Source organism: Dysgonomonas sp. ZJ709 (genome assembly GCF_011039195.1).
Taxonomy (GTDB): Bacteria; Bacteroidota; Bacteroidia; order Bacteroidales; family Dysgonomonadaceae; genus Dysgonomonas.
Map to the genome: position 1 here is coordinate 142,078 of NZ_JAAKEM010000008.1, position 12,939 is coordinate 155,016.

At 38.1% G+C, this 12,939-nt stretch carries 8 protein-coding genes; 7 read left to right on the forward strand and 1 reads right to left on the reverse strand.

Features of this window, described 5'->3' with window-relative positions; translation table 11 throughout:
- The first annotated feature begins 12 nt into the window (after positions 1-12).
- Entirely contained in the window at positions 13-654 is a 642-nt protein-coding gene (locus G7Y56_RS07975) for a GIN domain-containing protein (RefSeq protein WP_165042518.1), read from the forward strand.
- Positions 655-1,062: 408 nt separating this feature from the next.
- Complete coding sequence (locus tag G7Y56_RS07980) at positions 1,063-1,983, forward strand: endonuclease/exonuclease/phosphatase family protein (RefSeq protein ID WP_165042520.1); 921 nt, start codon at positions 1,063-1,065, stop codon at positions 1,981-1,983.
- An 84-nt stretch (positions 1,984-2,067) separates the two neighbouring features.
- Here G7Y56_RS07980 and G7Y56_RS07985 read toward each other — a convergent pair whose 3' ends face one another.
- Positions 2,068-2,955: an AraC family transcriptional regulator gene (locus G7Y56_RS07985; RefSeq protein ID WP_165022912.1), complete on the reverse strand. Its 888-nt coding sequence runs from the start codon at positions 2,953-2,955 to the stop codon at positions 2,068-2,070.
- Between the two features lie 470 nt (positions 2,956-3,425).
- Here G7Y56_RS07985 and G7Y56_RS07990 point away from each other — a divergent pair, with 470 nt between their 5' ends.
- Genes G7Y56_RS07990 through G7Y56_RS08010 form a run of 5 tightly spaced genes read left to right on the forward strand, consistent with a single transcriptional unit; the run spans position 3,426 to position 12,819 of the window.
- On the forward strand, positions 3,426-4,796 hold the full coding sequence (locus tag G7Y56_RS07990) for a sugar porter family MFS transporter (RefSeq protein ID WP_165042522.1): 1,371 nt from the start codon (positions 3,426-3,428) through the stop codon (positions 4,794-4,796).
- A gap of 52 nt (positions 4,797-4,848) precedes the next feature.
- Complete coding sequence (locus G7Y56_RS07995; RefSeq protein ID WP_165042524.1) at positions 4,849-8,187, forward strand: DUF5107 domain-containing protein; 3,339 nt, start codon at positions 4,849-4,851, stop codon at positions 8,185-8,187.
- Positions 8,188-8,212: 25 nt separating this feature from the next.
- Positions 8,213-10,393 carry an alpha-galactosidase gene (locus tag G7Y56_RS08000; RefSeq protein WP_165042526.1) on the forward strand — a complete coding sequence of 727 codons (2,181 nt, stop codon included), beginning with the start codon at positions 8,213-8,215 and terminating at the stop codon, positions 10,391-10,393.
- 3 nt (positions 10,394-10,396) lie between these two features.
- A complete protein-coding gene (locus G7Y56_RS08005; RefSeq protein ID WP_165042528.1) occupies positions 10,397-12,358 on the forward strand; it encodes a glycoside hydrolase family 97 protein in 1,962 nt (653 codons plus the stop codon).
- 29 nt (positions 12,359-12,387) lie between these two features.
- On the forward strand, positions 12,388-12,819 hold the full coding sequence (locus G7Y56_RS08010; RefSeq protein ID WP_165042530.1) for a hypothetical protein: 432 nt from the start codon (positions 12,388-12,390) through the stop codon (positions 12,817-12,819).
- The last annotated feature ends 120 nt before the right edge of the window (positions 12,820-12,939 follow it).

Below are 12,939 nucleotides of genomic sequence, written 5' to 3' on the forward strand. Positions count from 1 at the left end.
ATTATAAATAGTATGAAAACAAAAAACATCGTTCTTACAACATTAATCTTTGTGTTGAGTTCTTTTACTCTAGTAGCTTACTCTGGTTCCGAGACAAGACCGGTCAGTCCATTTCAACAGGTCGAGGGCTCTAATGGTATAAATGTGATTTATTCGGCAAGCAATACTTTTAGCCTTAAGGTAGAAGCCCAAGACGACGTATTGAGTAGAATAAAAACTGAAGTGAAAAATGGAGTTTTGAAGATATATGTCGATAATAAAGATAATTACAGAATCAAAGGGAAAATAGAAGTTTATATTTCGGCCCCAACTCTCGATCGAATAAATTTATCAAGTGGCTCTAGCTTTATTACTAGTGATATAAGCAATCTTGAATCAATCAGAATTGACTTATCCAGTGGTGCTTCAGTGGGAATAGGTAAACTTACGGCTAAAAGTTATTATCAATCGTCTTCATCCGGTTCGAGTGGTCATGCCAACATAGCTGTATCTGATGTGAATATAAATGTGAGTAGTGGAGCCAGTTTCAAGTTGGATGGCAAAACTAATAACATCACACTCAATTGCAGTAGTGGAGCAGTAGTAAATATAAAAAACTTGGCTTACGAAACTATAGATTCTCATACATCGAGTGGAGGCTCTGTGAGCAAATAATATATAATTATAAATAGAGTAGAAGGCGGAAGATTATCTTTCGCCTTCTCTTTTTTAGGGATGAAGGTGAGATAAATAGGCTGCTAATTTTGTAGAACTATTTAGTTAAAACATTAAATAGTTTTGTATTTTTGTTTGTGAAGTAGTTAACCCGAGGTAGTTTGATGATGAGTTTTTTTGATAACTGATCATTAAATATGAATCTAATATAGAGCCCAAAGTATTGCGGCAGATTATCCGTAGAAAGTAGATGATATGAAAGCCAAATATCAGGAATGGGCTCAACGGACACTGGTTCTCCCTGCGCCTTGATTATCTATAACACTAATTATTAAGAAGTAACTTGTTATATTATTTATACCTTTGTCTTGAAGCCTTAAATAATTTAATCCCTTAAATCTATAATCTATGCGTACTATTTGTAAATGTATATTAGTTATTTTTCTTATTCTTCCGGTATATTCTTGTAGTAATAAGACGGCTTCCCAGCCTATCGAATTAAAAGTAATGAGTTTTAATATCTGGCTAGGTGCTAAAAAATCAATTCCTGCTACTGCACAGGTTTTAATTGAAAGTAAAGCCGATATAGTCGGAATACAAGAAGCAAATCGGGATGGGAAAGATATGGCTGTTTATTTGGCTGACAGTATTGGTTGGTATTCATACTCATCGGGTGGAAGTCCGACTATCATTAGCAGATATCCTATAGTAGACACTTCTGCTAGCAAAAATGGGGTGAAGATAAAAATAGATGAGTCTCATTCTGTATGGATGTTCAATGTTCACTTGATGTATTGTCCTTACGAGCCATACCAATTGAATGGTATAGAGTATTGTGGTGGACCTATATTGCAGACCGCGGAAGAAGCTGTTGAATCTGCAATAAAGAGTAGGAGCGAAGCCGTAAATTCTGTTATCGCAGATATATTAGAAGTTCAGAAAGAGGGTTATCCTATTTTTCTTACAGGCGATTTTAACGAACCATCTTGTCTGGATTGGACAGCTAAGGCTGTAGAAGCCGGACTATGTAAGATACCTGTTATATGGCCATCTACAAAGGCTTTCATAGATAAAGGTGGCATGCAGGATTCTTATAGGCTGTTTTATCCGGATGAGGTGAGTAAGCTGGGTCACACGTGGACAACACTTCCGGAAGTTGAAGCTTATACTGAGGTTTTGGATCGTATCGATTTTGTTATGTTCAGAGGAGATAAAATAAAACTTATAAACTCACAGGTTGTCGGAGAAAAAAGTGTAAAAAGCGATATCGGGTTCGATAACTATCCATCAGATCACAGAGCCGTTCTTAGTACTTTTACATTAGAATAATAAATGTAATCTCATCTAAATATAAAGGCTGTTTATTCATATTGAATAAACAGCCTTAGTTTTTTGTTAACAGGTTGACAGTTTTTATTGATACCGTTTTCTATATTCTTTAGGTGTAATGCGCATCTCTTTTAAAAAAGCTTTAGAGAAATGAAAAGGATCATAGAAACATAATCTGAAAGCAATCTCTTTTATCTTCAATTCAGAAAACTGCAGATACGAACATGCTCGTTGTATTCTCAATTGATTATAGTATATCATCGGAGGATAGGATGTTTTCTGAGTAAAAAGAGTAATAAGATGCGAGCTTGAATAGCCTACGGCATTGGCTATATCATTCAGTGTTATTTTATTTTCGAGATTGTCTTTCATGAAGTGAATGCTTTGCTGCACTACGTCGTCAACCCTTATATTTTTTATTACTCTATACTGTGTCAAATATTTAAGCGAGGCTAAGAAATATCTAAGACAGAAGCTTATGTATTCCAGATTTTCAGGATTATAACCCATCTCCAGATTCTGGTACATATCCTCAAAAAGTAGCATACGGTCTTTATATCTGCTATTGTCCGATTCTTTTATTGAAAGGACCTTACCTATGATCGAATTAAACATCGGTACGTTTTTTCCTTGAAAATGCAGCCAATATATACTCCACGGATTGCGTATGTCTGCTCCGTAGGTATGGGGTTCATTTGCAGGGATAATATATACCTGATTATTCGATAAGTAAAATCTTTCCCCGCCGTGTTCTATCCATCCTTTTCCTTTCTCGCAATATATGAGGATGTTTTCGTTGGCTCCCGATATTCGTTGTCTGAAATGAAACTTCGCATTGGGATAATAGCCTATGTGAGTCAGATATAGAGGTTCTGTTATTGGGTTTGCCTCTTGATACTCTCTTGTGTTGTAGGGTGTTACAATGGCTTTTTCTCCTTTGAACCCATTGGCAATTGTTTCTGTGTTTTCCATGATATGAAGGTGTAGGTTAACGGATTAAACAAAGATACAATTGATCTGAAATATAGCCCTATAGATGAATTATATTTTAGAAAATATGTGTATCAAAAAGTAGTACAAATGTCGCATGCATGTCTATTCCTTATGAAATTAGGACATGTATTATATTTATTGCTTTTTATGTACCTGTTTATTAGCGAATAATAGAATATTTTTGATATAGATAAATGCAGATAAAAAATCAATTCTTACAAAAGACCAAACCGGAAGTTTATAAAAAATATTTACTTAATATTTATGCTATTTCGCTCTGGTTTTAAAGAAAAGACACATCATTATACTACGAATTGGGAGGGAATGCTTCTGATTGAAACGACAAGTAGAGTAAATCGTAATATTTTACATGTTTTCAAAAAGAACATACATTTTTAATAAATACTTTAAATCTAATTTTACATTCAGATAACCTATAAAAATCTAATATGAAAAATAGCCGCTATTTATTACTTATCACTTTTGTCTCAGCAATGGGAGGCTTACTGTTTGGTTACGACTGGGTTGTAATTGGAGGAGCAAAGCCATTTTATGAATTATACTTCAACATTGCAGACTCACCTTACGTACAGGGTTGGGTTATGGGAAGTGCCATATTAGGCTGCCTATTGGGAGTTATGGTTTCGGGTAGCCTTTCGGATCGCTACGGAAGAAAGCCGCTAATGATAATAGCCTCGCTGGTATTTATCATCGCAGCCGTAGGCATAGGTATCAGCGATACACTCACCTGGTTTATTATCTATCGTATATTTGGAGGAATCGGCATCGGCATGGCATCCAACCTGTCGCCCATGTATATCGCCGAAGTTGCCCCGACAAATGTCAGAGGTAAATTCGTCGCATTAAATCAATTGACAGTTGTCATTGGAATACTTGCGGCACAACTAGTAAACTGGCTTATAGCCGATTCTGTAGCTCCCGGAGAAGATATCCTCAATTCGTGGAACGGACAGATGGGATGGAGATGGATGTTTTGGGCAGGAGGGATTCCCGCAATCTTCTTCTTTATATTGATATTTATTATACCCGAAAGTCCACGTTGGCTCTATACCAAAATGAAGATAGAAAAGTCACAGACAATACTTACCCGTATCGGAGGAAGCGACTATGCCAGAACCGAAATGAGCTCTATGAAAGAGATTGCTGATAACAGCAAAGAAAAGGTAAATTATAAATTACTCTTTAAAGGAAAAATGCCTAAAATATTACTCATCGGAATCGTTATCGCAGCTTTCCAGCAATGGTGCGGGATAAATGTAATATTTAATTACGCACAGGAAATATTTACGGCTGCGGGATATGGAGTCTCTGATATTCTGTTCAATATCGTAATAACTGGAGTGACCAATGTTGTTTTCACTATCGTAGGAATGTACACCGTAGACAGATTAGGACGACGCTCTTTGCTGCTCTTCGGTGCAATAGGCTTAGCCTGTATTTATGCGGCATTAGGCACTTGCTACTATTTAGAGGTGTCGGGTATAGCTGTTCTGGTTTTGGTTATGCTTGCTATTGGCTGCTATGCAATGACTCTGGCGCCTATCACATGGGTAGTTATTTCCGAAATATTCCCTACACGCATCAGAGGGATGGCGATGGCAATTGCCACATTCTCGCTATGGACAGCATGTTTTATACTGACATATACATTTCCATTATTAAACAGCGGACTAGGTTCTTACGGCACATTCTGGCTATATGGCATTATCTGTCTCTTGGGATTTGTATTTGTCAAAAAGAATTTACCCGAAACAAAAGGTAAATCACTCGAAGAAATTGAAAAAGAACTTACTAAATAATAAGGGTGCAACCTTAAATCGTACAATATTTAACTCAAAAGGTAAAAACGTAATGGAAGAGATAACTGATTATCTGATTCAATCGACTGTAAATGAAAAAAATGTAGTGAAAGCATGGGAAGAAAACATCATGCTCCCTACATACGAAATAGGAGAAGAAGAGAAAAACCCGATATTCCTCGAGAAAAGAGTTTATCAGGGAAGTTCGGGAGCCGTATATCCCTATCCTGTGGTAGAAAAGGTTTCTGATGAGAAGAAAGACAAGCAATACAAGGCTTTATTTATCGAAAACGAATATCTAAAAGTAATGATCCTTCCCGAATTGGGCGGACGCATACAAATGGCTTACGACAAAGTTAAGAAACGCCACTTTGTATATTATAATCAGGTGATTAAGCCCGCATTGGTAGGTCTTACAGGTCCGTGGATTTCGGGAGGTATAGAGTTCAACTGGCCTCAGCATCATCGCCCGAGTACCTTTCTGCCTACGGATTATTATATCGAAAAAAATGCAGATGGCAGTATGACTGTCTGGTGCAACGAAGTAGAACGTATGTTCCGAACAAAAGGTATGCAAGGATTTACGCTTCGTCCCGGAAAAGCATATATCGAAATAACTGTAAAAGTGTATAACCGCACAGCCTTCCCTCAGACATTCCTGTGGTGGGCTAATCCTGCTGTTGTGGTAAACGATGATTATCACTCAGTGTTTCCGCCCGATGTACATGCTGTGTTTGACCACGGTAAGCGTGATGTATCAAATTTTCCGATAGCAACAGGTACATATTACAAACAGGATTATTCGGCGGGAGTAGATATTTCGAAGTATAAAAATGTCCCTGTACCAACCTCTTATATGGCTATACAGTCCAAATTCAACTTTGTAGGAGGATATGAAGAAGATGTGAAAGGTGGTTTGTTGCACGTGGCTAATCATCACATATCACCCGGTAAAAAACAATGGACATGGGGCAATGGTGACTTCGGTATTGCCTGGGATCGGAATCTAACCGATGAAGACGGGCCATACATAGAATTAATGACAGGAGTATATACCGACAATCAACCCGATTTTACATGGCTGCAACCCAATGAAGAAAAATCGTGGGTGCAATACTTTATGCCCTATGCAGAGGTAGGCTATGTAAAAAATGCGAATAAAGATGCAATCGTAAATATAGATGTAAAAGAAGGACAGGCAAGTATTATTCTTTATACAACTTCCGAGTTTCAGAATCTACGTATTGTATTAAAAAATACCGATGGAAAGGTTTATTTAGATAGTTATGCAAATACCTCACCTTCGGAATCTTACTTCAACACAGTAGAAGTAGGAAGCATAGCTCCCGAAAATTTAATATTCAATCTCTATACCTCCGATGGAAACGAGCTATTGACATATAAGGCAGACAAACCCGAAATAAAGCCGACTCCTGATCCTGCTAAAGCGGCTAAAGAACCGAAAGATATTTCATCCATAGAGCAACTGTTCCTTACGGGTCAGCATTTGGAACAATATCGTCATGCGACCTATAACCCGATAGATTATTATACAGAAGCTCTTAGCCGTGATCCTAAAGATATCCGCTGCAATAATGCGATGGGACTTATTTTAATGCGTCGGGGACAATTCGCTAAAGCCGAACCTTTTTTCCGTAAAGCATTAGAAACACAAACAGAGCGCAATCCGAATCCTTACGATGGTGAACCGAATTACAATCTGGGATGGTGTCTAAATATGCAAGGTTGTAAGGATGATGCTTACGGTGCATTCTTTAAAGCGACATGGAATGCCGCATGGCAAGATTCGGGATATTATGCTTTGGCACAAATAGATGCCGAAAGAGGATTATGGGAAGAGGCTTTAGACAGAATAGATCGTAGTTTGATACGGAATTGGCACAATCATAAAGCACGCCAGCTAAAAGCTTCTATACTAAGAAAGCTCGGAAGAAAGGACGAAGCACTCGATTTAATCGAAGATTCTTTGAAAATCGATAAGTTCAATATCGGATGCCGATTCGAAAAATATCTTCTAACGAATGATATTAAAGATATAGAAATATTAAAAAACCTGATGCACGGTTCCACTCATCCATATATAGAATATGCGCTCGATTTTGCAGGTGCAGGACTATATGAAGAGGCAACTCAATTGTTATCATGCTGCATCACCGACGAAAACAAGGTGTATCCGATGGTATATTATATACTGGGTTATTTCTCTTCTAAAATGGGTAAAGCTACCGAAGCCAAAGAATATTACATAAAAGCTTCTAAAATGTCGCCCGACAGATGCTTCCCCAATCGGATAGAAGAAGTAAATATACTGCAAGATGCCATGAAGCTAAATCCCGAAGACTCCTTCGCTCCATACTATCTGGGCAACTTCTGGTATGCGGCACGTCAATACGATGACGCCGTGATATGTTGGGAAAGATCGCAACAACTAAACAATAAATATCCTACAGTGCTACGCAATTTGGCATTAGCCTATTACAATAAATATAATCGCAAAGAAGAGGCAAAAGCATTATTGGCAAAAGCATTTGCTTTAGATATGACTGATTCACGTATATTAATGGAATTGGATCAGTTGTATAAAAAAAGAGGTGTCTCACCTGATGAACGTTTAGCTTTTCTCGAAAAATATTCGTCACTAGTTGAAGAACGTGATGATCTTTGTATAGAACGGATCACATTATACAATCAGCTAGGGAAATACAAAGAGGCAATGAATCTGATCGCTGCTCATAAGTTCCATCCGTGGGAAGGTGGCGAAGGTAAAATAGCAAAGCAATATACTGTCTGCCGCATCGAATTAGCCAAACAAGCTATGAAAGGCAATGAATTTCAAGAAGCACTCAGATTACTTCACGAGACAGATTGTTATCCTCACAATCTAGGCGAAGGCAAGCTATCTAATGCGGAAGAAAACGATATTGATTATTACAAAGGATTAGCTTACAAAGGTGTTGGAGACGAGCAAAAAGCCCTGTTCTATTTACAAAAAGCAACTGTTGGTTCGCCCGAACCTCAACAGGCATTTTTCTATAATGACCAGCAACCCGATAAAATCTATTATCAGGGATTGGCTTGGGCTGCATTAGGCAATACAGACAAAGCAAAGAGCCATTACAACAAGTTGATAGATCACGGAAAGAAGCATCTTTTCGACAACTGCCGCATCGATTATTTTGCTGTATCATTACCCGATCTTGCCATTTGGGAAGACGATCTGAATATTCGCAATCAGATACATTGCTACTATGTTATGGGATTGGGGAATCTGGGATTAGGTAACCTGAAGGAAGCCAGGGAATTTCTGGAAAAAGTGAAACAATTGGATATTAACCATTTGGGTAGCCACTTGATACTGAATAGCATTTAAATATTAAAACAAAAATCATAATACCATGCAATTACAAAAGTATTTATTGATCGCTCTGTTTCTGGTAGCCGCTACGAGTCTGCTTGCCGCAAATTACATACCGATAACAACGGATAATACCTGCTTGCTGTTACAGGTTAACGACAAAAACAGGCTCGAACAAGTTTATTTCGGTAAAAAAATAAAACAGCTCAACGAATTAGAGGCAGTTCCTTTGAAGAGTTTTAGTGCCTATTCCACATTCGGAACAACCCATGTGTTCGAAGCTGCATTAAGAATGACCCATGCCGATGGGAACACATCGACCGAGTTAGGATACGTATCGACTAAAACAGATCGTAAAGACACTAATATTCTTCATACTGTAATCTCTCTGAAAGATGAATATTATGGTTTGTATGTCGATCTGCATTACAATGCTTACCAAAAAGAAGACATTATAGAACAATGGACGGAAATAAGAAACGGCGAAAATAAACCTGTCATTCTTAATAATTTTGCGTCTGCCGATCTGTCTTTTTATGCAAAGAAATACTATGTAAGCCAATTTTATGGTGACTGGTCGGAAGAGATGAATATCGCAGAACAAGAGCTAACTTCCGGTATTAAAATTATAGATACCAAATTAGGTGTAAGATCTAACCAATATACGCATCCTTGCTTTCTACTCTCGCTAGGCAATCCGGCGGAGGAATCGAACGGCGAGGTGATCGGCGGTACATTAGCGTGGCCGGGTAACTTCCAGTTCTGTTTCGAAGTGGATAACGATCAGAAACTACGTGTTTTGTCAGGAATAAATCCTTATGCCTCAACCTATACCCTCGATAAGGATAAGGTTTTCAAAACTCCTGCCCTACTCTATACATACAGTAACGAGGGTACAGGAAAGATTACACGTAATTTTCACCGTTGGGCCAGAAAATACGGTATCAAAAACGGAGATAAAGAACGAAGTATTCTACTGAATAACTGGGAAGCGACGTACTTCGATTTTGATGAACCGAAACTAACCCAAATCATTGACGATGCATCTAAAATGGGATTCGAACTATTCTTACTCGATGATGGCTGGTTCGGCAATAAATATCCGAGAAATGGAGATACAGCCGGATTAGGCGATTGGCAAACCAACACCAAGAAATTACCAAGAGGTATCCCTTATCTGATAGAAGAGTGTAAAAAAAGAGGTCTGAAATTCGGAATCTGGGTAGAACCCGAAATGGTAAATCCGAAGAGTGAATTATACGAAAAACATCCCGATTGGGTTATCGCTCAACCTCACAGAGAAAGGACTCCTCAACGTAATCAGTTGATTCTGGATATGAGTAATCCTAAAGTAAAAGAGTTTGTTTATAATACAATTGACGAAATATTACAAAAGAATCCGGGCATTGATTATGTGAAATGGGATTGTAACCGTTTTGTTCAAAATTCGGGATCATCTTATTTAGCGGCTGATAAGCAATCGCACCTTTGGATAGATTATAGTTTAGCCTTACTCGAAGTAATGGATAAAGTAAGTGCAAAATACCCAGATGTAACCTTTATGGCTTGCTCGGGCGGTGGCGGTCGCATCGACTATGGCACAATGAAACATTTCGATGAATATTGGATCAGTGACAATAACGATCCATTACAACGCATATTTACTCAATGGGGTGCGCAGTATTTCTTCCCTACTATTGGTCTTGCAAGTCATGTTTCGGTATCACCCAATCATATTTCGGGACGCAGTACCCCACTTAAATATCGTTTCGACATTGCTATGGCAGGCAAATTAGGCATGGATTTACAGCCTGTACAAATGACGGATGAAGAAAAAATATTCTCGAAAAATGCAATAGAGACATATAAGCAAATACGTAAAACTGTTCTTCATGGCGATCTGTATAGAATCCTCTCACCATACAAAAACAATCGTACTGTCTTCATGTATGTTAATGAAAATAAAGACGAAGCTATTGTTTTCAATTTCCTTGTGAGAAAAGAATTGAAGTCAGATAAGCAAACAATCTATTTGAAAGGTCTCGACCCCAATAAGACATACACACTGAAAGAAATCAATAAGGTATCACCCAACTGGTCGAGAGCGGCGGCTTATGAAAACAAACCATTCAGTGGTGATTATCTGATGACTGTAGGTCTTACATTCCCTATATATAACGAATACGAGAGCGTTGTACTTCAACTCAATAGTATAAAATAGCAAATGAGATTTTATTGTATCATACTATTAACCTCTATCTTCCTTTTTACTTCTTGCGGTAGAAAGGGAGAGATAGAAGTTATCTCTCCCGATTCCCGTTTAAAACTGACAGTTGATGTAAAGGATTCTATTACATACAGGGTTCTGTTTGACGGAAAAGAAATGATCTCACAATCTGAAATTGGCTTACAGTTGAAAGACAGAAACCTTACTTCAAATGTCAAGATAAAAAATATAGAGTCGAAAACGATTAAAGAAACTATCGAACCTCTTTACGGAAAATTTAAAACATTATCGAATCACTATAATGAAATAAAAATCGATTTTGAGGATAATTTTTCACTTGAACTAAGAGCCTACGACGAAGGTGTAGCTTATCGATTTATTACCGACATCGATAATGAAATTACAGTAGAAAATGAAATAGCAAATTTCAACATCACGAACGATCCGGCAGTTATTTACCCTGAAACAAGTAACTATACGGCATGGGAACTGATGTATATAGACTATGCAAAAGTATCTTCCATTCTGGATGGCAAACGTGCTATCACTCCTGTACTATATTCGATGCCAAACGAAACAAGAGTTGTTGTAGCTGAATCGGATGTAAGAGATTATCCGGGAATGTATCTGGTGAAAAATCCAACCGGATTTAATGCCTATTTTGCACAATATCCCGACAGTACTGCACTTGGTAGTTGGGGGTTTGTATCGGTAGTACAACGAACAAGGGATTATATTGCCAAAACATCAGGTAAAAAGGAGTTCCCGTGGCGTGTGATTATCGTATCGGATGATGATAAGAAATTATTAACCAACGAGCTTGTATATAAACTGGCAAAACCACAAGTCTTAACCGATGTTTCATGGATAAAACCGGGCAAAGCGGCTTGGGAATGGTGGCATGATGCAATGCTCCCCGATGCTGATATTCCATCGGGAATGGCTAACAGAAATACAGCCTTGTACAAACACTATATAGACTTTGCCGCTGAAAATAATCTGGAATATCTGATGATAGACGCAGGGTGGTCTGATATATTCGATTTATCGAAAGTCAATCCTAAGGTCGATGTGCAGGAGGTTATCAACTATGGAAAATCGAAAAATGTGGGTGTATTCCTCTGGTGTGTAGGGATGGCGCTGACCGACAGATCTGACGAATTTCTCAAAATGATGCACAATTGGGGAGCAGTGGGCATCAAAGTAGATTTTTTCGATCGGGACGACCAACTGGCGATGGATTGGTATGAAGCCATTGCTAAGAAAGCTGCTGATCATCAATTAATGGTCAATTTTCATGGGTGTAGCAAGCCTACCGGAATGCAACGCACATACCCCAACATTATCAACTTCGAAGCCGTGCGTGGCGCAGAATGTTCCAAATGGGACTTAACAGCTAATCCGCAACATCATCTCGTAATACCTTTTACCCGAATGCTGGCAGGCACGATGGATTATACTCCGGGTGCTATGCGTAACTGCTCGCCGCAATTATTCAGACCTATCGATCAGGGACTACCGTCTGCACAAGGAACCCGTTGTCATGAATTGGCTATGTTTGTTATTTATGATCAGTATCTGGCAATGTTGTGCGACTCACCGTCCGAATACAGGAAAGATCCCGATGTACTAAGGTTTCTGTCGAAAGTCCCTGTCACATTCGACAATACGATAGCACTGGATGCCAAAGTAGGAGAATATGCTCTGATCGCAAAACAAAAAGGTGAAGAATGGTATATCGGGGGCATGACAAATCATATTGCCCGAAGCCTGACAATTGATTTTTCTTTTCTTGCAGATAATAAAGAATATATAGCCGAAATATATAAAGACGGCGTAGATGCAAATCTATGGGCAACCCACTATATTCTTGATACACAAAAGATCAATAAAAACACAAAAATGACAATTCCTCTTGCACAGGGAGGAGGTTTGGCTATTCGGATTTTTTCTAAATAAGAAATATAAACCTTATAATCAGATGCTCTATGACTAAAATCTCTATACAACAATCTGTTACCTATAAGCAAAGAGAGGTAGTCTTGCTACGCTTGACAAATACTTCTGGTTCATATATAGAAATAACTAATTATGGCGCATCTATCGTTTCCATCGTGGTTCCGAATAAAGAAGGGGGAGGAGAGAATGTTATTCTAAGCTATAATAATCTTGAAGATTACTTTTGCGATACGTTCTATTTAGGTTCTATTATCGGTCGTTATGCCAATCGAATATCCAACGGACAATTTACACTGAATGGACAAACATATCAGACTGATAAAAATGATGGAAAGAACTCCAATCATGGGGGATATAATGGATTCAATACAAAGACATTCGATTATAAAATCAATGAAGATAATGTAATATTTCAGCTCGACAGCCCTGATGGAGAGGGTGGATTTCCCGGTAATGTATAATATAATTGAAAAGTAGTCCACTAAAATAATTGAAAAGTATACCACCGGTTAAGTAAAATCCGCTAGAGCTTCTAATAAAGCCCTGCATTTTACTAACAAATATTAACATTATAAATTCCT

What these genes read in the sequence shown, in the direction of transcription:
- G7Y56_RS07975 (WP_165042518.1), top strand. Translation starts at nt 13, where the DNA reads ATGAAAACAAAAAACATCGTTCTTACAACATTAATCTTTGTGTTGAGT.
- G7Y56_RS07980 (WP_165042520.1), top strand. Translation starts at nt 1,063, where the DNA reads ATGCGTACTATTTGTAAATGTATATTAGTTATTTTTCTTATTCTTCCG.
- G7Y56_RS07985 (WP_165022912.1), bottom strand. Translation starts at nt 2,955, where the DNA reads ATGGAAAACACAGAAACAATTGCCAATGGGTTCAAAGGAGAAAAAGCC.
- G7Y56_RS07990 (WP_165042522.1), top strand. Translation starts at nt 3,426, where the DNA reads ATGAAAAATAGCCGCTATTTATTACTTATCACTTTTGTCTCAGCAATG.
- G7Y56_RS07995 (WP_165042524.1), top strand. Translation starts at nt 4,849, where the DNA reads ATGGAAGAGATAACTGATTATCTGATTCAATCGACTGTAAATGAAAAA.
- G7Y56_RS08000 (WP_165042526.1), top strand. Translation starts at nt 8,213, where the DNA reads ATGCAATTACAAAAGTATTTATTGATCGCTCTGTTTCTGGTAGCCGCT.
- G7Y56_RS08005 (WP_165042528.1), top strand. Translation starts at nt 10,397, where the DNA reads ATGAGATTTTATTGTATCATACTATTAACCTCTATCTTCCTTTTTACT.
- G7Y56_RS08010 (WP_165042530.1), top strand. Translation starts at nt 12,388, where the DNA reads ATGACTAAAATCTCTATACAACAATCTGTTACCTATAAGCAAAGAGAG.